This is a genomic window from Paenibacillus thailandensis, assembly GCF_042685365.1.
GTDB lineage: Bacteria > Bacillota > Bacilli > Paenibacillales > Paenibacillaceae > Paenibacillus_AP > Paenibacillus_AP thailandensis.
In genome coordinates, this window is sequence record NZ_JBHUMY010000030.1 from 58,756 (window position 1) to 78,508 (window position 19,753).

Annotated in this window: 24 protein-coding genes and 1 riboswitch; of the genes, 2 read left to right on the forward strand and 22 right to left on the reverse strand. The window is 52.3% G+C overall.

Annotation, left to right across the window (positions count from 1 at the left end; genetic code table 11):
* Window positions 1-99: 99 nt before the first annotated feature.
* The 12 genes from spoVG to ACFSW5_RS20315 form a co-directional block, all read right to left on the reverse strand.
* A complete protein-coding gene (gene spoVG, locus ACFSW5_RS20260) occupies window positions 100-384 on the reverse strand; it encodes a septation regulator SpoVG (RefSeq protein WP_129442137.1) in 285 nt (94 codons plus the stop codon).
* A gap of 130 nt (window positions 385-514) precedes the next feature.
* A complete protein-coding gene (locus ACFSW5_RS20265; protein WP_379277143.1) occupies window positions 515-910 on the reverse strand; it encodes a RidA family protein in 396 nt (131 codons plus the stop codon).
* Between the two features lie 21 nt (window positions 911-931).
* Window positions 932-1,756 carry a pur operon repressor gene (gene purR, locus ACFSW5_RS20270; protein WP_379277145.1) on the reverse strand — a complete coding sequence of 275 codons (825 nt, stop codon included), beginning with the start codon at window positions 1,754-1,756 and terminating at the stop codon, window positions 932-934.
* Window positions 1,757-1,837: 81 nt separating this feature from the next.
* Window positions 1,838-2,692 carry a 4-(cytidine 5'-diphospho)-2-C-methyl-D-erythritol kinase gene (ispE, locus tag ACFSW5_RS20275; RefSeq protein WP_379277146.1) on the reverse strand — a complete coding sequence of 285 codons (855 nt, stop codon included), beginning with the start codon at window positions 2,690-2,692 and terminating at the stop codon, window positions 1,838-1,840.
* Between the two features lie 140 nt (window positions 2,693-2,832).
* A complete protein-coding gene (locus ACFSW5_RS20280) occupies window positions 2,833-3,018 on the reverse strand; it encodes a small, acid-soluble spore protein, alpha/beta type (protein ID WP_379277147.1) in 186 nt (61 codons plus the stop codon).
* Between the two features lie 188 nt (window positions 3,019-3,206).
* Complete coding sequence (veg, locus tag ACFSW5_RS20285; RefSeq protein ID WP_129442147.1) at window positions 3,207-3,482, reverse strand: biofilm formation stimulator Veg; 276 nt, start codon at window positions 3,480-3,482, stop codon at window positions 3,207-3,209.
* Window positions 3,483-3,635: 153 nt separating this feature from the next.
* Window positions 3,636-4,514, reverse strand: a complete 879-nt coding sequence (yabG, locus tag ACFSW5_RS20290) for a sporulation peptidase YabG (RefSeq protein WP_379277148.1) — start codon at window positions 4,512-4,514, stop codon at window positions 3,636-3,638.
* Window positions 4,515-4,599: 85 nt separating this feature from the next.
* Window positions 4,600-5,499, reverse strand: a complete 900-nt coding sequence (gene rsmA / locus ACFSW5_RS20295; protein ID WP_379277151.1) for a 16S rRNA (adenine(1518)-N(6)/adenine(1519)-N(6))-dimethyltransferase RsmA — start codon at window positions 5,497-5,499, stop codon at window positions 4,600-4,602.
* Complete coding sequence (gene rnmV, locus ACFSW5_RS20300) at window positions 5,496-6,080, reverse strand: ribonuclease M5 (RefSeq protein ID WP_379277155.1); 585 nt, start codon at window positions 6,078-6,080, stop codon at window positions 5,496-5,498. Before rnmV ends, rsmA begins: the two co-directional genes overlap by 4 nt.
* Window positions 6,081-6,210: 130 nt before the next feature.
* Entirely contained in the window at window positions 6,211-7,338 is a 1,128-nt protein-coding gene (locus tag ACFSW5_RS20305; protein ID WP_379277157.1) for a ubiquitin-like domain-containing protein, read from the reverse strand.
* Between the two features lie 239 nt (window positions 7,339-7,577).
* Window positions 7,578-7,784, reverse strand: a riboswitch (cyclic di-AMP (ydaO/yuaA leader).
* A gap of 185 nt (window positions 7,785-7,969) precedes the next feature.
* Window positions 7,970-8,737 carry a TatD family hydrolase gene (locus ACFSW5_RS20310; protein ID WP_379277160.1) on the reverse strand — a complete coding sequence of 256 codons (768 nt, stop codon included), beginning with the start codon at window positions 8,735-8,737 and terminating at the stop codon, window positions 7,970-7,972.
* A gap of 102 nt (window positions 8,738-8,839) precedes the next feature.
* Window positions 8,840-10,159 carry an HD domain-containing protein gene (locus ACFSW5_RS20315; RefSeq protein WP_379277163.1) on the reverse strand — a complete coding sequence of 440 codons (1,320 nt, stop codon included), beginning with the start codon at window positions 10,157-10,159 and terminating at the stop codon, window positions 8,840-8,842.
* Between the two features lie 441 nt (window positions 10,160-10,600).
* Here ACFSW5_RS20315 and ACFSW5_RS20320 point away from each other — a divergent pair, with 441 nt between their 5' ends.
* Complete coding sequence (locus ACFSW5_RS20320) at window positions 10,601-10,855, forward strand: AbrB/MazE/SpoVT family DNA-binding domain-containing protein (RefSeq protein WP_028609554.1); 255 nt, start codon at window positions 10,601-10,603, stop codon at window positions 10,853-10,855.
* Window positions 10,856-11,011: 156 nt separating this feature from the next.
* Here ACFSW5_RS20320 and rsmI read toward each other — a convergent pair whose 3' ends face one another.
* The 10 genes from rsmI to ACFSW5_RS20370 all read right to left on the reverse strand — a co-directional run bounded on the left by rsmI (window position 11,012) and on the right by ACFSW5_RS20370 (window position 18,575).
* The gene (gene rsmI / locus ACFSW5_RS20325; protein WP_379277166.1) at window positions 11,012-11,887 is read right to left on the reverse strand and encodes a 16S rRNA (cytidine(1402)-2'-O)-methyltransferase; all 876 of its coding nucleotides are present in this window, start codon (window positions 11,885-11,887) and stop codon (window positions 11,012-11,014) included.
* 122 nt (window positions 11,888-12,009) lie between these two features.
* Window positions 12,010-12,660 (reverse strand): tRNA1(Val) (adenine(37)-N6)-methyltransferase, encoded by a 651-nt coding sequence (locus ACFSW5_RS20330; protein ID WP_379277192.1) that lies wholly within the window; start codon window positions 12,658-12,660, stop codon window positions 12,010-12,012.
* 137 nt (window positions 12,661-12,797) lie between these two features.
* Complete coding sequence (locus ACFSW5_RS20335; RefSeq protein WP_379277168.1) at window positions 12,798-13,211, reverse strand: initiation-control protein YabA; 414 nt, start codon at window positions 13,209-13,211, stop codon at window positions 12,798-12,800.
* 68 nt (window positions 13,212-13,279) lie between these two features.
* Window positions 13,280-14,083 carry a PSP1 domain-containing protein gene (locus ACFSW5_RS20340; protein ID WP_379277170.1) on the reverse strand — a complete coding sequence of 268 codons (804 nt, stop codon included), beginning with the start codon at window positions 14,081-14,083 and terminating at the stop codon, window positions 13,280-13,282.
* Window positions 14,084-14,087: 4 nt separating this feature from the next.
* Window positions 14,088-15,068, reverse strand: coding sequence for a DNA polymerase III subunit delta' (gene holB / locus ACFSW5_RS20345; RefSeq protein WP_379277173.1), 981 nt, complete (start codon window positions 15,066-15,068; stop codon window positions 14,088-14,090).
* A 16-nt stretch (window positions 15,069-15,084) separates the two neighbouring features.
* On the reverse strand, window positions 15,085-15,528 hold the full coding sequence (locus ACFSW5_RS20350) for a YaaR family protein (RefSeq protein WP_379277175.1): 444 nt from the start codon (window positions 15,526-15,528) through the stop codon (window positions 15,085-15,087).
* Window positions 15,529-15,551: 23 nt separating this feature from the next.
* On the reverse strand, window positions 15,552-15,881 hold the full coding sequence (locus tag ACFSW5_RS20355; protein ID WP_379277177.1) for a cyclic-di-AMP receptor: 330 nt from the start codon (window positions 15,879-15,881) through the stop codon (window positions 15,552-15,554).
* 2 nt (window positions 15,882-15,883) lie between these two features.
* Window positions 15,884-16,597, reverse strand: a complete 714-nt coding sequence (gene tmk, locus ACFSW5_RS20360; protein ID WP_379277180.1) for a dTMP kinase — start codon at window positions 16,595-16,597, stop codon at window positions 15,884-15,886.
* A 128-nt stretch (window positions 16,598-16,725) separates the two neighbouring features.
* A complete protein-coding gene (locus ACFSW5_RS20365) occupies window positions 16,726-18,270 on the reverse strand; it encodes an aminotransferase class I/II-fold pyridoxal phosphate-dependent enzyme (protein WP_379277182.1) in 1,545 nt (514 codons plus the stop codon).
* Window positions 18,271-18,383: 113 nt separating this feature from the next.
* Window positions 18,384-18,575 (reverse strand): sigma factor G inhibitor Gin, encoded by a 192-nt coding sequence (locus ACFSW5_RS20370; protein ID WP_379277184.1) that lies wholly within the window; start codon window positions 18,573-18,575, stop codon window positions 18,384-18,386.
* Window positions 18,576-18,835: 260 nt separating this feature from the next.
* Here ACFSW5_RS20370 and ACFSW5_RS20375 point away from each other — a divergent pair, with 260 nt between their 5' ends.
* Window positions 18,836-19,369, forward strand: a complete 534-nt coding sequence (locus tag ACFSW5_RS20375) for a transposase (RefSeq protein ID WP_379277186.1) — start codon at window positions 18,836-18,838, stop codon at window positions 19,367-19,369.
* Window positions 19,370-19,753: the final 384 nt, after the last annotated feature.

The following is a 19,753-nucleotide window of genomic DNA, read 5'->3' on the forward strand; positions in this document are numbered from 1 at the left end:
GCAATTCGTTTCGGCATGCTCTTCAAAAATATATCCCATCTCGGGCAAAAAGAAAAGAGAGCCTCCGCGGCTCTCTTCCCTATACCCCAATAGCGCTAATTAAGCTCCTTCTTCAATGGCCACTTCTTCCGTAGCGGCCCGCTCATATTCGGCGAGCACGGCAACTTGAATTTTCTCCCGAGTGGTCGAAGAAATCGGATGAGCGATATCCCGAAATTCTCCATCCGGGGTACGCTTGCTCGGCATTGCGACGAACATGCCATTGTTGCCGTCAATCACGCGGATATCGTGAACGACGAATTCATTATCAATGGTAATCGAAGCAATTGCCTTCATGCGACCTTCCGAATTTACACGGCGGAGTCTGACATCAGTAATTTGCATTTGTGTTCACCACCTTGTCTATGTGAGACTTGGTGTATACTTTCCACACTTGCTAACGAATTCCTGCTGCCTTTTTGCCAAAATTAAGCACTTGATAAAATATTTTTTCGTCTTTTCATATTTTTCGTTCTTATTCGACATTGATCGATGCGATCAATTCGATTTCGACAAGCACGTCCTTCGGCAGCCTTGCGACTTCCACGGCCGATCGGGCCGGTTTGTGATCCCCGAAATAGGAGGCATAGATGCCGTTGACGGCGGCGAAGTCGTTCATGTCCTTCATAAATACGGTCGCCTTGACCACGTCGCGGAACGTCGCGCCCGCTGCGGCAAGCACCTCTTGCAAGTTGCGGAACACTTGATGGGTTTGCTCCTCGATGCCGCCGTTCACCAGCTCGCCTTCCGCCGTGAGCGGAATTTGGCCGGACGTAAACAGAAGATTTCCAAGCTTGATCGCTTGCGAATAAGGCCCGATGGCGGCCGGAGCTTTCTCCGTCGAAACCGGTACCGGTTGTAGTTTCGTCATATCAGACATCTCCTTCCCGTTTTAAGCGAAATAGTTGCCGGGCAGCACCGTCGTATGCTTCGTCTTCAGATCGACGGCGCTCAGCTTGGCCAGCGATACGTAATCCTCGAGCAGCCTCTCCTCCAGATCCACCTCGCCGGATTCCACGAACACCCCGACACCGGCAACGGTCGCTTTAAATTCGTATAACAGGTCCATCATGCCTTGAATCGTTCCGCCCGCCTTCATGAAGTCGTCGATAATAAGGACGCGGGACTGCTCCTTCAAAGCGCGTCTTGCCAGCGACATCGTCTGAATCCGCTTGTTCGAGCCGGAAACGTAATTGATGCTGACCGCCGAGCCTTCCGTCACCTTGTTGTCCCTGCGCACAATGACGACCGGCAAATTCAAGCAATTGGCCGTTGCATACGCAAGCGGAATCCCTTTCGTCTCCACGGTCATAATGACGTCGATTTGCCGGCCCGCGAAAGCGGTCGCGAACATGCGCCCGACATCGTTCAGCAGCTCCGGCTGGCCGAGCATGTCGGTCATGTATAAATAGCCGCCGGGCAGCACCCTGTCCGGCTGCTCCAGCTCGCGGCAAATGTTCGTCATAATGCCAAGCGCGGCTTCCTTGCTCATTTTTGGAATATATTTAACGCCGCCAGCCGCCCCTGCAAGCGTGTGCAGTTCGCCGAAACCTTCTTCTTCGAAAACTTCTTTAATAATAGCCAGATCTTCGCTGATGGAAGACTTGGCCGATTGGTATCGCTCGGCAAAAGCTGTCAGCGATATTAACGTGTGGGGACGGCTTAGCAGGTATTGTGTCATTTCTACCAATCTGGCGCTTCGCTTTAACTTTTTCAATTCACAACCCCCCACTAAATCCGAATATTATATTGTCAATATATCATTTATATACGGATTTAATCAAGAAGCACGTCATCGTTATGTAAGCATTCTTACCACATACACTTCTTTGCAAAATCCTCGCAGCCCGTTATAGATCCGGGCCAGCTTGGCCTCCTTCGATACGAGCCCGAAAACCGTAGGCCCGCTGCCGGACATGAGCACGCCGTCGGCTCCAAGCCGCTGCATGCTTTCTTTCAACTGCAGCACTTCCGGATACAGCTTCAGCGTGACGTCCTCCAGAACGTTCCCGAGCCCGGCGCATATGTCGTTAAAATCGCCGCGCCGGATCGCGGAAAGCATATTCGCCGCGGACGGATGGCGTCCGATTTCGTTCGCCCGCAGCTTGCCGTACACGTCGGCCGTCGACACGTTGATGGGCGGCTTGGCGAGCACCACCCAGCAGCCCGGCGGGTTCTCGATCTTCTCCAGCTTCTCCCCCCGACCGGTAGCAAGCGCGGTTCCGCCGGTTACGCAGAACGGCACGTCCGAGCCGAGCTCCGCGCCGAGCCGGCACAGCTCGTCCTCCGGTATTTGCAGTCCCCAGAGACGGTTTAAGCCGCGGAGCGCGGCCGCAGCGTCGCTGCTGCCTCCGGCGAGGCCGGCCGCGACCGGAATTTTTTTGTCCAAATGTATGTATACGCCTTTGCGGACGTCGTAGCGTTCTTTAATCAGCTTGGCGGCCTGGAAGGCTAAATTTTTCTCGTCAAGCGGTATGTAGCCGGCCTGGCTGGATATGATAATGGTATCGCGCGGAAGCTCCTCCATCTCAAGCCGGTCGGCGAGGTCGACCATCGTCATAATCATTTCGACTTCATGGTATCCGTCTTCGCGCTTACGGATCACATCAAGCAGCAAATTGATTTTGGCGGGTGCTTTTTCGTATATTTTCATCCGTTATTTCTCCCGTTCGTTTCGTTAGCTTAAGCCCCATTATAACAAACGGATACAAGAAAAGCTAAGAGTTATGCTGCTTAGACAGCATGCCCTTAGCTAAGCGGTTAAGAACGGTTCGCGGACGCTTTGCGAATGATTTACGGACGGTCCGACTTGGCTGCGGCCTGCTCCGCAAGCTGAATGGCCCGTTTCACCATGTTGCCCGCGTCTTTGGCCTTGATGCCTCCCCAGCCTTCTTGCTCGACGGTGTTATAGAAACCGAGATCCTTCGCCAGCTCCGTCTTCAGCTGCTCCGACATGACGCTCCTTCTTCTGCGGCTCATCGCCTATCCCTCCCGTAAATTAATCCGTTGGAACATGCCTAGTATGCCCCTCGGACGTTCGTTTCATGCGAAGGCCGATGCGCACAAAAAAAAGCGCGGAGCAAGCCGCGCCTAATTTCCGGCCGTAAAGCCGGATTTATATTCGGATGTGGTCCTCATCTTTGAACAACGGCCGATCGCCGCTATCCTCAATGCTGGATATAGGTGATACGGACTTGACCTTCATCATTGCACACGGTCACTTCCACCGACTCTGTCAGTATATCCGCATAACTGTAGGAGACGCGCTTGAATGCGTTCTGCTCCTGATCCAGTTTGACAATGAAAACAGAAGGGTAGGTTTCTTCCAACACACCGGTACGTTCGATGGTCTTACGCCGGCCACCGTTTGCTCGAAGACGGATTTTTGAGCCTACATGGGCTTCCAAGCTGCGTTTAATTTCCAATAGCGCGTTTTTTGCCATTGTCCACTACCACCTCTTTCCCTGTCCATTATAACCAAAAAGAGGGGGTTTGTCAAACAAAGCAAAATATTATATCAGCGAACCCGTTTTTCTGTCAACGTTGTTTTCACCCATTTTTTCTAATATGATAAAAAATTATCCGTTTTGCTCCAATCAAACGATGCCTGCCTGAGGCGGAGCGGATTCCATCAGCTTCGGTATCGGCATGCCGATCCGGTATTTGCCCATCGTCTCGATGCCTCCGACGCCGTCGACGCCGCTGATTGTTCCGTGTATGACATCGGACAGATTGATCGGATCGCGGATCGACGTATAGCTGGCTTTAATTGCGATGTAAACCGGGTCGAGCGCATGGATCAAAATGCGCGCCGGCGAGCTGGCAAAGTTCGATCCGCTTTGCAGAAGCGCTTCGAAATGCGACTGGCAGGCGCCGGCGATGACGATCAGGCCGTCGCGGTTTTTTTCGTACTGTCTGGCCACATGCACCGCGTTTACGAAGTTTTGCGAATTTTTGTAGCTGCTGAGGCTGTACAAATCTTGACCTTGGCGGTTTTTCAAGACGCCGTCATGGCCCGTTATCACCACGATATCGGGCTGTATTTCCGGAAGGAGGCGGAGCAGGATGTCCGCCATTCGGGACTCGTGGACATGGATGCCGTGGGCGGGGACGCGCATGGTTGTGTAAAGCTGCATGCTTTTGCGCAAATAGTTGCTGTCTCCGTCCAAATGCAGCACCTTGCCGGGCACTTCGAAGAACGCCTGATTGGCAGGCGCGGAAGGCATTCTGCCGGATATGGACGCTTGCTGCTCCTTCTGCCGGCGCTTGATCGTATCGTTCATTTTGACTCGAACCTGCTGTGCGGCAATCGTCGATTCCGGATCCCGGACAATAGACAGGTCTTGCACCGGCGCGTCCGCAAGAAGGCGGTAGTCGGTGCCTTTCAATATGGCCAAGTCTGAGCTTAAGTCTTCAATCCGAAATAATACATCGCCCCCGTACGACTTGCGGACGACCAGGTCCCCTGGATTCATCGGTTCATCACCTCTTACGTCTATCCTATGGGCAGACGCACGGAATGGTGCGAACGACTTGAGAACGGGAGTCCCGCGCCTTCCGTCAGCTCCAGCCTTCCTCCAGCATAGCGCGGCTGATGCGGGCGAATTCCTCCAGCGAAAGCGTCTCTCCCCGGCGCGAAGGCTCGATGCCGCAGCGCGTCAGCAGCTGCAGCACCGCCTCGCGGCGCTCCTTGCCGGCCATCGCCGTCAAATTGTTCGCCAGCGTCTTGCGGCGCTGCGCGAAGCTGGCCTGAACGACGCGGAAGAAGTGTTCTTCGTCGGGAACGTCTACGGGCGGCTTGTCCCGCAGCGTCAGCTTAATAACCGCCGAATCGACGTTCGGCTGCGGAATAAAGACGGTATGCGGAACGGTGCATACAAGCTTCGGCTCGCAATAGTATTGGACGGCCACGCTGAGGCTGCCGTAATCTTTGCCGCCGGGCTTCGCGGCCATCCGCTCGGCCACTTCCTTCTGAATCATGACGACGATATGCTCCAGCGGCAGCCGCTCCTCGAGCAGCTTCATGAGGATCGGCGTCGTGACGTAATACGGCAAATTCGCCACGACGCTTATGCCCGCTACGCCGGCGAATTGCTCGTCGAACAGCTTGCGCAAATCCAGCTTCAGCACATCGCCGTGCACAACTTGAACGTTGTTCTTCTCCGCGAAAATATCGTTCAAAATCGGAATAAGCCGATTGTCGATTTCGACGGCCGTCACCTTGCCCGCCGCCTCCGCGAGCTGCTCCGTGAGCGCTCCGATGCCCGGGCCGATCTCGAGGGCTCCTTTCGTTTCGTCAAGCTCGGCCGCATCCACGATTTTATTCAAAATGTTCTGGTCGATCAGAAAGTTCTGTCCCAAGCTTTTCTTGAACGAAAAGCCGTATTTCGCAATAATTTCTTTCGTTCGCCTCGGCGTTCCGACGTCTTCCGATCTTTTGGCGCGCACCGATTCGCTCATTGGCCTTCACTCCCGTTCTCGTCCTCGTTGTTTCCCGTCCGTTCCGCTTCCATCGCGCGATAGGCGGCGACAAACTCTTGCTTCGTTATGCGAAAGCTGGTGCAGCGCTTATAAAACTGCTTGCCGTTCGCGTATCCGATGCCGAGCAGCTTGCCCATCTTCAGTCTCCGCTCGGCGGCTTCCGGATGGACGATAAGGCCGGCATCCATTAAGTCTTCCCAAGTAATTTCGCTTTTTTCCCCGGGAGCCGCTTCGGTCCGCACATGGGCAAGCGCTTCGCGGATCGATTCCGGCGATGCGTTCTCGATGCCGATATCCCCTTTATGCTCCGCTTTCTCCTGCGGCAGAAAGGCATGCTTGCAGCCCGGCACGCGCTGCGCGACGATTTTGCGGATCCTCTCGCCGGCGTGATCGGGATCGGTGAACAAAATAACGCCCCGTCTCTCCTGCGCAAGCTTGATCCGGCGCAGCACGTCCTCTCCGATCGCCGAACCGTTCGTTTCGATCGTGTCCGCTTCCACGGCGCGCTTAATGGCGGCCGTGTCGTCCTTGCCCTCTACGACAATCACTTCTTTAATCACCCGGTTCATCCTTTCTTCGCAGCAATACAAAAAGAAGAGGCATTGCCTCTTCTTATCATGGCATAATTTAAATCATAATTACATTGCAACACTCAACGAACTGTTGTCGTTTAATAAATACGGCTTCTTCTTAGCTGGCCGAAGGTTTCGTCGGGCCAAGCACATAGACGGTGTAACCCTTCTTTTTCCCGAATTTGACCGCATAGGAAGAGCTGTCGAAATAAATGTCGATTTTGTTGCCCGTAATGGCGCCACCGGTATCCTCCGCTCTGCGGAAACCGATTCCCTCGATATAGACCCACCAGCCAAGCGGAATGACATCCGGATCTACCGCGATGGTCCGGCCTTCTTCCACCTTCGTGCCGGATGCCGTAATGCCGTATTGCGGATGGCTTTCGTCTTTGCCGGTCGACTCCGTATCGGCCGTATACGCGGTCAACGTTACGTTGTTCAGCACTTTTTTCGGCTTGAACGTCACGCCGCCCTTCGTAACGGACGTTGCGGCGAGCGTGGTGACGTTAGGGGTCGTTTTTTTGGTGCCGACCGCTACGATCTTGTTGACTGCGGGTTGCTCGACCACTTTGCTGACAATTTTTTTGGAAACGAGCTGGCCGTCTTCGTAGACCTTTTCGATCTGCTCGACGACGACGCCTTCCTGGCCGCTTTGCACCAGCTTCTCTTTGCCCTTCTCCAGCGTAGGGTCTTCTTTCTTGATAATCGTAAACGGCACGCTTCGCTCCGCTTGCGACACATGGGTGTCGACCCGGACCACCGTCACGCTCGAAACTCCGGTTAACGGAGCCGTAAGCGCCGGCGTGACCTTGTCGGATTCGCGAATCTTAATATTTAATTCGTCAATCGCTTCGCCCACTGTTTCCTTCGTTGTGTATAACGTCTGCAGCTTTCCGTCCGCCTTCACGGTAAGCTTCACCGCATGATTGATTTCGATCCGGTCTCCGTCCTTAATGCCGGCATTCAGCGGAACGGACACCTCGTCATACGGGCCTATCGTGATGGACTTTTCCTCCAGCAGGTCTTGCAGAGCCCACTTCTTGGTCTTGACGACCGTCTCCTGCCCGTTTACTACCAGGGATACGCTTTTTTCAGTCGTTCCGTACAACAATACCAAAAACATGAAAGTCATAGCGATCGAGATAATGGCACTCAATAAAATCAAACGAAAGTTTTCATGCTTCCATCGCCATGCGAAAGACATGCTGGATGATCGTTGCCCATGGGTGTGTCTTACGTCGCCCATTTCTTCGGTCCTCCTTCATAGTCCCGCCGCTAGTGTTACGCATGATTCATTAGCGCGACTATTGAAATATGGCGTGCGGCAGCACGCATATCCAGTATTCTCTTCTCATCCATTGCCGCCCGGCAGCGTCGCCTGCCGACAGCCCGGCCCTCCCGGCTTCAAAATAAAAAGAAGCCTTCGACAGAGGATCTGTTTCGTGGCTTCCCGAAAAAACACATGGAAAATGGATGCACGAGGTTGATCGCTCTCTATTGCGCTTACGAGGTTAGCTGTCGGGTTTGGGCAAGAGAGCTGCCCTATTCGCGGTCAGCCGCTCATGGCGGCCTTGGCGAAATTCACCCCAAGATGAAATCAATGACTCTAAGCGTCTGCCTCGCTCCGTGACAGCCGATCGCTTATCGCCTGGTTCCCCCGTTCTCCGTTCGGAGATTAAGCGTTACTGGAAATCCGATACAAATCATTTTTAAGTTCTGAAATGAATCATACCTTCATCCGATGCCGATTGTAAAGAAGCTTTAAAAGTCGCTATAAGCGATTTATTCGGATATTTCCAGAAAATATGAGCGATTTAAGCGACAAAAATTAGTTTTTTCGCTCCCTTTCACATTCCTGCTTCTTTTTTGAGCGTTTTTCACAATAGTCTGAAACATTTTTTTCCATTTTCAGTCGTAATCCGGCCGATTTCCTCCACCGTTTTGCCGGTAATTTCGGCCGCTGCCTCGGCCACAAGAGCGACATAGGAAGTCTCATTTCTCTTTCCTCTAAATGGATGAGGGGCCAAATACGGGCAATCCGTTTCGATCAACAACCGGTCAAGCGGCACCTTGGCAAGCACCTCTTTCGGAACCCGGGCGTTCTTGAACGTTACCGGTCCGCCAAATGAAATATAAAAATTCATGTCGAGGCACAGCTTGGCCGTCTCCCAGCTCCCGGAGAAGCAGTGCATGATTCCGCCGACTTCGGAGGCGTGCTCCTCTTTCAGGATGCGGACCACGTCTTCATGGGCGTCGCGGTTATGGATGACGATCGGTTTTTTGACTTTTTTCGCCAGCGCAATCTGCTCTCTGAACTTTTGCTGCTGCAGCTCCTTCGGCGACGTATCCCAATGATAATCCAGCCCGATTTCACCGATCGCGACAACTTTCGGATGCGCGGACAACCGCTCGATCCATTCCAAGTCCCCCGGCTGCATATCGATCGTATCGACCGGATGCCAGCCGACGGCCGCGTAGATGAAATCGTATTGTTCGGCCAAAGCGATCGTCGACGGAATCGTCTCGCGGTTAAAGCCGATGTTCACGATCAGCTCGACGCCCGCTTCGCGTGCCCGTTTAATGACTTCGCTGCGATCGTTGTCGAATTTTGAAGAGTCGAGATGGGCATGCGTGTCAAATAACATATTGTTGTTTCCTCCTGTATGATCTTCCTATATATAGTTGTTTTTCCTTAATAACTACACGGGAAATGATTGGTTTCCCGGGTGAGGCTGCATAAGCGGTTATTAAAATCTTTCCGCTTGACGGGCGTCCAATTTGAACAATTCCCGAATGCCTGCCGGCAGCCGGCCGGCAGCCCTCAGAAGCGGCTCCTCCGGGTAATACAGATGATATTGCCCTTGGTGAAGCCCGGTTATCGAGCGCACGATGTCCGATTTACGCGAAATTTCGTTCAAATGGTCTTGTTCGTCCAGGAGCAGGATCGGCGTTTTTTCTTCTTTTTCGCCTTTTTTAGTGTCCGGTCGGTATACGTCGTAAGGCTGGTCGTACGGAAAATCGATTTCCATATGATAATCCGGATGGAGCCCGATCATGCGCCACTGCTCCTCGATTTCGTTCAGAAGCTTTTCATCCGGGTTGTCCAGCGTTATGTATTTATAAAGCCGGCGGTTCAAGAACCGGTCGCACAAATCGCGGAGCAGATCGTCGTCCTCCTCCGCCCACTCCCCGAAGGCCGTTTGGACAAGCGACTCGTCCAGCTTCAAATAGGAAGGAACGTCAATCGTTCCTTCCAATAAAGCTTGAAGCGGCTTCGGCATATATTGGAACGAATAACCCGTTTCGTAAAGCTCGCGGGCTCTGCGGAAAATTTGCCGCAATATAATTTCCGAGCTTCTCGTAACCGGGTGGAAATAAATTTGCCAGTACATCTGATAACGGGACATTAAATAATGCTCCACGGCGTGCATCCCGCTTTCCTTGACGACGATGCTCCCTTGGTGCGGCCTTAACACGCGAAGTATCCGCTCTAAATCGAAAGTCCCATAATGGACGCCCGTATAATAAGCATCCCGAAGCAGATAATCCATCCGGTCCGCGTCGAGCTGGCTCGATATTAAACTTACCACAATCGGCTTCGTGTAGGTCCGTCGAATGACCGACGCCACCTTCTCCGGAAAATCTTCGGATACGCCGCGCAGCACGCGGTTCACTTCCGTATTTTCCAATATAATTTTGCAAGTCCATTGCTCATGATGCGTGTCGAATACTTGCTCGAGCGAATGGGAGAAAGGGCCGTGCCCGACATCGTGCAGCAAGGCGGCGCAAAGCGACACCAATCTTTCGCTTTTGGGCCAGTCCGGATAACCGTGCCGCTCGAACTGGGAAATGATTTTTCGCGTAATTTCGTAAACGCCAAGCGAGTGGGAAAAACGGCTATGCTCGGCCCCGTGAAACGTCAAATACGAAGTTCCGAGCTGCCGGATTCGGCGCAAGCGCTGGAATTCCTTCGTATTAATCAAATCCCAGATCGTTTGATCCTGAACATAAACGTAATTGTGAACCGGATCTTTGAACACTTTTTCTTCGCTCAGCCGTTTTTTCATAATGTCCCTCCTTAAAAGTTTTGTGTGAGTTGCGATACAACTCGCTACAGAACAAAACTTGCTTCGTAAGCATAGGCTAAAGTTTTGTGTGAGTTGCGATACAACTCGCTACAGAACAAAACTTGCTTCGTAAGCATAGGCTAAAGTTTTGGGTAAGCGGGGCTCCTTTCGAAGCATAAGCCTATGTTCAAAATTTCGACACAACCCATGTTTTTCATGTCGAAAAATGTCGTAATATAGTTTCCAAATTGTCGAAGCTGATGTATTCTATAGTAAGTTTAATAGTTCTCTACTGTTTAGTCAGCGCGTGATAGACAGCTATACTGCAGGATTCCTCTGCGATTGACTATAATGGTAAAGGCTGGTATTATAGTACTTATAAATATAAAAAAACTATGTCGAATAGTGACGAAACATTTTTTTTGAGAGGGGAACTTTGAAATGATGAAATCAACTGGTATTGTACGCAAAGTCGATGAACTGGGCCGCGTCGTAATTCCGATTGAATTGCGCCGCACACTTGGCATTGGCGAGAAAGACGCATTGGAAATTTACGTAGACGGCGAACGCATCATGCTGAAAAAATATGAACCTGCTTGCATCTTCTGCGGCAATGCAGAGAACGTTTCTTACTTTAAAGGAAAAATCGTTTGCCATATTTGTCTCTCGGAAATGCCTACTCCTGTGACAAAATAAAAAAAATCAGTTATAATAGAGTTATCCAATTTGTTAATTCTAACCTTTTTAATACTCCTTGATGCCTTCCTGCGCTAGAACCCGGCCGGGAAGGTCCTTTTTTTGTCCGGAACCCCGACCGAATCCACATGCTGCGACTGACTTCCCGGCTCACTCTTATCGATTGACCGCATTATAAACGTCCCGTTTGGGTACCCCTCTATCGTTCGCAACTTTCTTGATCGCTTCTTTTCTGCCGTAAGTGGCTTCATAATAACTTACATGCGCTTCCAGATCAAGCTGTGCCCACCAAGCGTCTTCCGCTCCTTCGCCGCTGCCCGGTTTCCGCCCTTCCACAACCAAACAATACTCGCCAAGCGGCGGATGCTCTTCGAGCCTTGCAAGACATTCCGAAATCATCCCTCTCGCCACTTCCTCATGACGCTTGGTCAACTCCCGAACCATGGCTATGCGCCGGTCTCCCCACGCCTCCAGCATCGCCGACAACGTTCGACCTAATCGATGCGGCGATTCGTAGAGAATGATCGTTTCTTCCAATTTGCCGCAATGGTCCAGCCATTCGCCCAGCGGTTTTTTGTCCCGGGGCGGAAATCCGACGAACGCGAACCGCTCCGTGGAAAGACCCGAAACGATTAGCGCCGACAATGCCGCATTGGCGCCCGGAACGGGAACGACCGGTATCGCTTCGGCGGCCGCAAGGGCTACGAGATCCGCCCCCGGATCCGAGATGGCGGGAAGACCCGCGTCGCTGACGAGCGCAATCGACTTTCCTTCCTGCAGCAAACGGATCAATTCCGGCCCGCTGGCCTGTTTATTATGCTCATGATAGCTAACCAATCGCGTCTGGATGTCGTAATGGGTAAGCAGCTTCCTCGTTTGTCTCGTATCTTCCGCCGCAATCAAGTCCGCTTCCTTCAACGTCCGCACCGCGCGAAACGTCATATCCTCCAAGTTTCCGATCGGCGTCCCGACCAAATAAAGCGTTCCAACTTCATGTTGCCCGCCGAAGCTTTTTTGTACATGTATGCTCATCCGCTATAAAGCTCCTCCCGCCCTTTAAACGATTATAAGAGAGTATAAATCTCACATCATATATTGGGCTAATATGTCTCGCCGAAACGGTTCATTCGTATGTCTTGGACGACGAAGTCGTTTCAACTTTGATAAACCGCAATCGGCGGCAACACGCGAAGCTCGGGTTTTCCGTCCCGGATCGCTTCGATTAGCACCATATTCGCTTCCTTGTCCATTTTCGGATGGATGAATTGTACCCGCTTCGGCTCCAGACGCCATTTTCTCATCGTCTCCGAAATTTCGACGAAACGCGACGGACGATGCACCATGCTCACTTTGCCGCCCGTCCGAACCGCCCTTGAACACGCTTCGATAACGTCTTCCAGCGTGCAATGAATTTCGTGCCTTGCGATCGAGTAATGCTCATTGACGTTCGGATCGCCCGAGCTTGTCGCCATATAAGGCGGATTAACCGTCACCGCGTCATAATATCCGTTCAGCCGTTTACCGTAATCCTTCAAATCCTCTTCAATAATGCGGATCCGATGTTCCAGGCCGTTCATGCGCACGCTGCGCCTTGCCATATCCGCCAGCCGCGGCTGGATTTCGACCGCATCGATTTGCGCTTCCGTTCGAGTGGTCAAAAGCAAAGGAATAACGCCGTTCCCCGAGCACAAATCGAGAATGCGGCCTCGCTTCGGCACCGTCGCAAACTTTGACAGCAAGACCGCATCCAACGAGAAGCTGAACACTTCCCTGCTTTGGATAATGCGAAGACCGGTATCGGTCATCAAATCATCCACCCGTTCGCCTTGTTCCAAATTGATCAGTTGTTCCACCCTGGCTGCTCCTCTTTCTCACAATATCCGTATTTACCGATTTACATACAAATATACCGTCCTTGTCGACAAGGACGGTATCCAAAAGCTTACTTGCTCAAGAAGGATAAACAGAACAAGCAGTCGCCTTCCGTACGCAAATGACCGTAATAAACGTTGCAAATATGAAACCCTTCGTTGTAAAGACGCGCCAGATTGTCGTAACCTTCACCGACCGTATTGGCATCCGGTTCCTCGGTCTCCGAAGCCTGTTGCGGCGTCTCCTCTTTCGATTCCTCCGGTCCCGGAAGCTTGTCCGGCTCCGGTACGGCCGCGGCGTGAATGCGATCGGACTCCGTTTCTTTCTTCAAAATTTTGCGAAGCTGGCTGTTCTCCAGCGTCAGAAGCTTATTCTGCTCCAGAAGTTCCTTCATTAACTGCTTGAGTACTCCCAATTCCGAATAAATATGACCCATTCGGCTATCCAGCTCGTCAATTTGTATAAATATATCTTTGTTCTCCAAGTTCCCACCCCAGAGCTTTCGAACATAATGACTTGCCGTCCGGAAAACTATCGCCGCCGCAAGCCGCGTTATTTGACAACCACGTCGTCAAGCGGCATTTCCTTCGGCTTGCCCTGCATATCAAACAAATGGACAAACACGGTTTTACCCGACGGATTGATACCCGTTACTTTGCCTTCGCCTAAGGAGGTGATGACGATTTTGCCGACAGCCGGCATCTCCTCGCGAACGCTCTCGTAATTGTCATGCTCGAACTTCAAGCAGCACATGAGCCGCCCGCATAGCCCCGAAATCTTGGTCGGATTAAGCGATAGGCTCTGGTCCTTCGCCATCTTGATGGACACAGGCTCGAAATCGCCGAGCCATGACGAGCAGCAGAGGACTCGTCCGCACGGTCCGATGCCGCCAAGCATCTTCGCCTCGTCGCGTACGCCGATTTGGCGAAGCTCGATTCGCGTTCGGAACACGCTGGCCAAATCCTTCACAAGCTCCCGGAAATCGACCCGGCCTTCCGCCGTGAAATAAAAAATGATTTTATTGCGGTCAAACGTAAATTCGACGTCTACCAGCTTCATTTGAAGCTGGTGGTCTTTTATTTTGTCCAGGCATATGCCAAAAGCGTTTTTGGCTGCTGCCCGATTTTCTTCCACCATCATCGCGTCCGCTTCATTGGCTACGCGAATTACTTTTTTTAACGGGAGAACGACATCCGATTCATCGACTTGCTTCTGACCAACCACGACTTTTCCATACTCGATGCCCCGGGCCGTCTCGACAATGACATGCTGATCCTTGTCTATCTGGTGCAGGTCCGGGTCAAAATAATAGATTTTACCCGCCTTCTTAAAGCGGACGCCCACGACATTATACAAGGAATTAGCCCTCCTGTAGGTTAACCAAAAGTTGCTCGAAAGCAAGCTGGCTCGGCACATTGGCCCTTATTCGTTTGCCGGCCTCGAACGTATGCTCGATGCAGGCAATCCAACCTTCGCTTGAGCGGTCAAAAGCGTGTTTGCTTATCCAATCCAACTGATCTATATAAACGATTTTGTCTTGCCTTCCGGCTTGAAATTGAATCATGTCCTTATAAAACAAAGCGAGCAGTGAAAGAAGAAGCTGGGGGTTGTCTCCCAGTCCGTTCTTAAACAGCCGCTGCTGCGCGGTGATCATTGCAGCCGTGAAACGGGTGATACTCTCCTTGCCTAATTGTATCACTTCGTTTCTGATTTCTGCAAACTGATTCTGTTGGAGAATTTCTCTAGCTCCATCCAGCCCCGAGGACAAATAAACCGCTGCCCTCGCAAGCAGCGGCGGCGCGCCTTCCGCCGTCAAGATGTCCAGCATGGCTTCCGGAGCAACGGGAAGAAAAGGCACCGATTGCGTTCTGGATCGGATGGTGGGCAGTACCGCCAGCCTGTTATCGGTGATCAATATGGCCGTAACCGGCGACAGCGGCTCTTCGAGAAATTTCAGCAAGCTGTTGGCCGCTTGAACCGTCATCGTCTCCGCCTGCTCGACGATGTATACTTTCCTTCCCGTACCGGTTCCCCGATAAGCGAACTCTTGCTGAAGCTGACGAATTTGTTCGATTTTGATCGACTGCCCGGCCGGCGCCAATTGAATAAGATCAGGCTGGTTGCCGTGCTCGAACTTCCGGCATTCCAAGCATTCGCCGCACGCGTCGTCGCCTCCGGCGGAACAGAAGAGCGCTTTGGCGAAGGCAAGCGCCATAGCCTTTTTGCCCGTGCCGGGGGGACCGTGGAACAAATAGGCGTGCGACACTTTACCGCTCCGCAAGGCGTGCCGCAGCATTTGTTCCGCTTTCCGCTGGCCGGCCAGCTGCTCCATCCTTAACATTCGAAATATTCCTTCCTTAGTACAAAAAATTTATAAGCAAACCGCGAATTTCGCCTATTTTACTGAGCAGCTCGATGCGCCCTTCCTCGCTGTTCAACAGCTCCTCGGCCATCGAAACCAACGCTTCGTCGACCTCGTCCAGCAGCTTATATCGTTTGATGCGCCCTCTGCGGTCGAACCCCCGTACATCTTTAATCCCGATTCCTTGACGAACCGTATCCTCCAGAAACCGCTTGACCATATTCCGGTACAATCTCAGCTCCCGGACCGTCATATGGCGGGCCAGCCGTTCGCCCTGAGCATGGATATCCTGCAGCTTCTGCTGCAGCTCCTCTTGCGACCGCTTGGCGTCCTGGTGGACCAGCGCCTCCGAGAAGCTGAACGGCTGGACGCTTCTTGCGCCGGAATCGCCGGTTGCCCGGCTTTGCCCCAACGGGCGAATGGACGGATCAATTTTCATTCGCTGTCACAACCTATCGTCGTTCAAAAATGTTCGAATCGTTCAACCGGCAGAACAAACACGGCCGCGCCGCCGACTTGTACCTCTACCGGGAACGGAATGTAGGAATCCGTGGAGCCCCCGATCGGCGATACCGGCGTAACAAGCTGATCGCGCACTTTGCAGCTATTGCGTATGACTTGCAATACTTCATGTACGCGCTCGTCCTCGATACCGATCATGAAGGTTGTGTTGCCCGCTCGCAGGAATCCTCCCGTGCTCGCCAATTTCGTCGCGCGAAACCCTTCTTGAACAAGGGCATTCGACAAGCGGTTGCTGTCCTTATCTTGAATAACCGCAATGACTAATTTCATCCTCATTCCTCCCGACTACTTTTAGTTTGGGTACCATTCGATCCATTCTGTACTTTTTTGACATGAAGCGGCCCGATTCCTGCACAACGCCCGGAAATGACGCCGGCCGCTTCGTTCAGCACCTCGTCGAAAGGCCGATCGGCGTCGATTTTTACAATCCGGTCCGGATACTGCTTCACCAGCTGCAAATAACCGTCGCGGACCCGTTCGTGAAACGAAAGCTTCTCCAGATCCAAGCGGTTGATTTCGCGGTTTTCCTGCAGCGACGCTTCGCGAACCCGCATTAATCCGACTTCCGGCGCGATGTCCATATAAAGCGTAAGAGAAGGCATCAATCCCCCGATGGCAAAACGGTTAATCGCCCATACTTCGTCCATGCCGAGTCCTCGCGCATAGCCTTGGTAAGCAAGGCTGCTGTCGACAAACCGGTCGCAAATGACGACATACCCTTCGTCGAGAGCCGGCTGGACTTTTTCCGTCAAATGCTGTCTTCTCGCAGCCGCGTACAGAAGCGCTTCGGTTTTGCCGTCCATCGCTTGGTTGCGGCTGTCCAAAATGACCGAACGGATTTGCTCCGCGATAGGAATCCCTCCCGGCTCGCGGGTCGTAAGCACCGGGATGCCTTTCTGTCGTATCATATGCGATAGCCTATCGATCAGTGTCGTCTTGCCGGCGCCTTCGCCGCCTTCTACCGTGATGAATATACCTTTATTCAAGCTGGCATGCTCCTGACTTCTCGCTGCGCAACGAATACAGTTCGTTCTTCTCGTATGACTTCCGTTGCGCCTCATTGCTTTTTCCCTTTATTGTAACATACGCTTGTACATCTTCACATGACGGATTGTTAAACGTAGCACCGAACCGTTGTCATCCGCGGATCGGACGCGCCTTGGAACTTCGCGCCTTGCTCCGCCAGCCGGACGATATATTTCGTCATCGCTTCCGTTAACTGCTCTCCGGCATAAACAAGCGGAATGCCCGGCGGATACGGCACGAGCATTTCGGCTGCAATCCTGCCCGCCGCCGCTTCGACAGGGACGGCTTCGCTTGCCCGCGAATGACTTCTGGCGAAAGAAACGGGCTGAGATACCGGCTCGGATCCCATTTGGACCGCATCGCCGCTCGATCGGCCTTCACTCGTCTGGCATCCCATTGCCGTTGGATTCGCCCGTACGGATTGATAGATTTCGGACTCCGCGTCCGACTTGATCAAGACATCGATCTCGCGGCAAGCCGCAAGAAGGAACTCGACGTCTCTTTCGCCCGTTTGCAGTCCAAACAGCAGCAAAACATGTCGAGGATCGGCCATTTCCGCCCAACAGCCTCGAATTTCAAGCTCTTGCTGGAGCCGGTATCCGCTCCATGCGCCCGATCGGTCCGTCAAAAGCACACGCAGCGGATCGGCATAATGGGAAGCGTCGCCGCTTAACGTATCCACCGTTGCAAGACTGCTGCAACAATTGCCCAATTCGCTGCGGAATCGTTTGCTGCTTTGAATGGATGCATGGAATAAAGCTTCGCCTTTTTCTTCCACTATTGCGCGGGAAATATCAAGTGAAGCCATAATCGGAAACGACGGGCTGGAGCTCTGGATCATCGCCAGCGCCTCGGTCAGTCTGCCGCGGTCGATCCGATCGCCTTGCATATGCAGCCATGCTCCCATCGTTAAAGCGTGCAGCGTCTTATGCGCCGATTGAACGACGCCGTCCGCTCCGGCACGCAGCGAAGAACGCGGTAGCTCGGGATGGAAGCCGTAATGCGCACCATGCGCTTCGTCGACCAGCAGCGGAATGCCAAAGCGGTGAACGGCCTCGGCATAATCGTCCAGGACGACCCCCATTCCGTAATAGTTCGGATTCGAAAGCAAAACCGCCTTCGTCTGCGGATACCGCATCAAGGCTTCTTCGATTCGCCGAACGGTTGGAATTGTAGGAATTCCGGTCGTTTCGTCAATTTCCGGCATGACAAATACAGCCGAAGCTCCCACAAGCTTCAGACCGTTCAACACCGACTTATGTACGTTGCGCTGCACGATCACCGTATCCCCCGGATCGCAAACGGCCAGCAGCATCGCGATATTGCCTGCCGTGCTTCCTCCGACGAGAAAATAGGTATGATCCGCTCCGTACAGCCGTGCCGCAAGCTGCTCCGCTTCTTTAATTGCGGATTCGGGATGATGCAGGTCGTCGGTTGCCGACAGCTCGGTTGCGTCAAGCCTCATCAGCGGCATAAACCATTGCCGGGCTAAAGCTTCAATACGTCCTTGCTGCTCGGCGCCAGTTTGAAATGCCCCCCCGTAACGATGGCCGGGAACGTGAAAGCTCGCGGGATCGCTTTGAGCGTGGGCAATTAATTGCTCGAATAAAGGTGCTTTTACGATTTGCGTCATAAAGCCGATTAATCCTTTCCAAGACGCGGTGTGTCTCTATTGTAACAACCGGCGACGTCCTCGTCTGCCCGATAAAAACAAAAAAAAGAACGGCTCTCCAAAGACAGAAGCCGTTACGCGTTTTTTTCCGCAAATATTTGCTTCATTTGATGAATAAAAAACGGATATTTCGCGTCGTGCACATCCGTTCGAACCATTTCCGTCTCGCAATCTTCGCATATAAACTCGGATACGATAACGATTCCTTGACCTTCCTCACTCGACTTGCCGCAAATAATGCAATTCAAATGCGGACGCTCTTCCATATTGCCTTCCCTGCCTTTCAAGTCATGCAATATATATTGCTACTATTATGGCATACATTCTATTGTTTTATACTTGTTTCATAGCGCTTTTCAAATATTTTTATATCCTATGCCGCGGATGCCCATTTGGTTCATAACGGAAGCCCGGACGACATATATTTTGCGTTTTTGTTCCAATACCCCTGTCAAGGAAAAGAACCGCCCATCCGATAAAGTAAGAGGAAACATTTGTGTCTGCCTAGAAAGGAATGATTATTGGATTGGTGCGACAAACTTTATCCGAGCAACAAACGGCTACGATTTATCAATATAAGCTGATCCGCAAAATATCGATCCGCCTCGAGCTTGTCCATAGCCACGTGTTTATTGCGGCGGTTCTGCTGGCCGTATTAACTGCTGTTTATCGTTTGGACGGCTTGCTTGGATGGCTGTTCGGCTTTATCATCGTTCAGCTTGTCCATATTACGCTGCTGCTGCTAACCTTTATTCGGGTGGAAGAAGCGGCGGAAAGACGTTGGCAATGGCGGATTATGCCGCCTTGGTTCGGCTTTGGTCCCGCTAACGATATTACGCTGCGCTTGTACCGCAAAGTTCACCGAACGATGCTGTGGGTCGGGTTATGCCTGATCGGATTGTTGTATCCTTGGGTAAACGAAGCGATCATTATCGGCTGCATCAGCTGGCACCTGTGGCTGCTCGTACCTCGCATGCTGCTGTCGTTCGGCTTGCGTTCCGAAGCGCGTGACGGCATCGTACGATTGGGAGCGTTGGAGGCTTATTATTATCACCGGTAAGAACCGAGGCCCGATCGACCGTATTAATCATGCAGGGCTTATCGCCGAATAGGATTAATTATTTTCCGATTGCTTACGAACATCCTCTTGTGCTAAAAAAGCCGCTTTTTGTCGCTATGTTGTGGCAAAGCGGCTTTTTTTCTTGGCGACGTCCATTCCGCACCGAATGAATGGGCTTCTGGTCATCCTTCAAGGTCGGGATCTGAAGCTTCCTTTGCTGCCGGGCCTTCTGCTTTGCCTTTGCTTCGATCCAAGCTTCAGATACTCTCCCGGGAGAGTGAAGTCGCTTGGCTTCCGAGAACAACAAAAAACCTGCCGTATTAGATACGGCAGGTTCTTCGTGCTTGGCGACGTCCTACTCTCCCAGGACCCTGCGGTCCAAGT

Coding starts and splice junctions, on each gene's coding strand:
- spoVG (WP_129442137.1), bottom strand. CDS start 384: ATGCAAATTACTGATGTCAGACTCCGCCGTGTAAATTCGGAAGGTCGC.
- ACFSW5_RS20265 (WP_379277143.1), bottom strand. CDS start 910: ATGACGAAACTACAACCGGTACCGGTTTCGACGGAGAAAGCTCCGGCC.
- ispE (WP_379277146.1), bottom strand. CDS start 2,692: ATGAAAATATACGAAAAAGCACCCGCCAAAATCAATTTGCTGCTTGAT.
- ACFSW5_RS20280 (WP_379277147.1), bottom strand. CDS start 3,018: ATGAGCCGCAGAAGAAGGAGCGTCATGTCGGAGCAGCTGAAGACGGAG.
- veg (WP_129442147.1), bottom strand. CDS start 3,482: ATGGCAAAAAACGCGCTATTGGAAATTAAACGCAGCTTGGAAGCCCAT.
- yabG (WP_379277148.1), bottom strand. CDS start 4,514: ATGAATCCAGGGGACCTGGTCGTCCGCAAGTCGTACGGGGGCGATGTA.
- rsmA (WP_379277151.1), bottom strand. CDS start 5,499: ATGAGCGAATCGGTGCGCGCCAAAAGATCGGAAGACGTCGGAACGCCG.
- ACFSW5_RS20305 (WP_379277157.1), bottom strand. CDS start 7,338: ATGGGCGACGTAAGACACACCCATGGGCAACGATCATCCAGCATGTCT.
- ACFSW5_RS20310 (WP_379277160.1), bottom strand. CDS start 8,737: ATGTTATTTGACACGCATGCCCATCTCGACTCTTCAAAATTCGACAAC.
- ACFSW5_RS20315 (WP_379277163.1), bottom strand. CDS start 10,159: ATGAAAAAACGGCTGAGCGAAGAAAAAGTGTTCAAAGATCCGGTTCAC.
- ACFSW5_RS20320 (WP_028609554.1), top strand. CDS start 10,601: ATGATGAAATCAACTGGTATTGTACGCAAAGTCGATGAACTGGGCCGC.
- rsmI (WP_379277166.1), bottom strand. CDS start 11,887: ATGAGCATACATGTACAAAAAAGCTTCGGCGGGCAACATGAAGTTGGA.
- ACFSW5_RS20330 (WP_379277192.1), bottom strand. CDS start 12,660: ATGACCGATACCGGTCTTCGCATTATCCAAAGCAGGGAAGTGTTCAGC.
- holB (WP_379277173.1), bottom strand. CDS start 15,068: ATGTTAAGGATGGAGCAGCTGGCCGGCCAGCGGAAAGCGGAACAAATG.
- ACFSW5_RS20350 (WP_379277175.1), bottom strand. CDS start 15,528: ATGAAAATTGATCCGTCCATTCGCCCGTTGGGGCAAAGCCGGGCAACC.
- ACFSW5_RS20355 (WP_379277177.1), bottom strand. CDS start 15,881: ATGAAATTAGTCATTGCGGTTATTCAAGATAAGGACAGCAACCGCTTG.
- ACFSW5_RS20365 (WP_379277182.1), bottom strand. CDS start 18,270: ATGACGCAAATCGTAAAAGCACCTTTATTCGAGCAATTAATTGCCCAC.
- ACFSW5_RS20370 (WP_379277184.1), bottom strand. CDS start 18,575: ATGGAAGAGCGTCCGCATTTGAATTGCATTATTTGCGGCAAGTCGAGT.